Origin of the sequence: Streptococcus danieliae (assembly GCF_013415245.1) — a bacterium.
Lineage (GTDB): Bacteria > Bacillota > Bacilli > Lactobacillales > Streptococcaceae > Streptococcus > Streptococcus danieliae_A.
Map to the genome: position 1 here is coordinate 1 of NZ_JACBXX010000035.1, position 511 is coordinate 511.

1 protein-coding gene is annotated in these 511 nt (G+C 39.1%); it reads left to right on the top strand.

The window, feature by feature from the left end; translation table 11 throughout:
* The coding region (locus HZY94_RS00705) for a group II intron maturase-specific domain-containing protein (protein ID WP_306538555.1) at nucleotides 1-453 on the top strand (453 nt) is incomplete at its 5' end.
* Between the last annotated feature and the right edge of the window lie 58 nt (nucleotides 454-511).

Here is a 511-nt window from a genome sequence, read left to right on the forward strand (position 1 = left end):
TGGAAATCTCCGAAAGGCTGGAAATGCCGTCCCCATCAAGATAGTGTACAGAGTTTTAAGCGCAAGCTGAAGCGACTAACGACGAGGAAGTGGAGCATTGACCTAACGACACGGATTGAACGATTAAATTGGGTTATCCGCGGTTGGGTAAATTACTTCTCACTTGGTAATATGAAGACGATACTGACGCAAATAGATGAGCGTTTACGAACTCGTATCCGAGTCATTATCTGGAAGCAATGGAAGAAAAAATCGAGACGACTATGGGGACTTCTGAAACTAGGTGTTCCGAAATGGATAGCCGATAAAGTATCTGGCTGGGGTAACCACTATCAACTAGTGGCACAAAAGTCAGTCTTAAAGCGAGCTATATCAAAACCAGCCCTTATACTTAACAAAAATCAAAATCTGAATTATAATAGATATTATGGAATTCACACAAGATCAAATTAATGAATTAAAATCAGCTCTCAAAAATAAACAACTTTCTGCTTATCACAACCGTATTTTT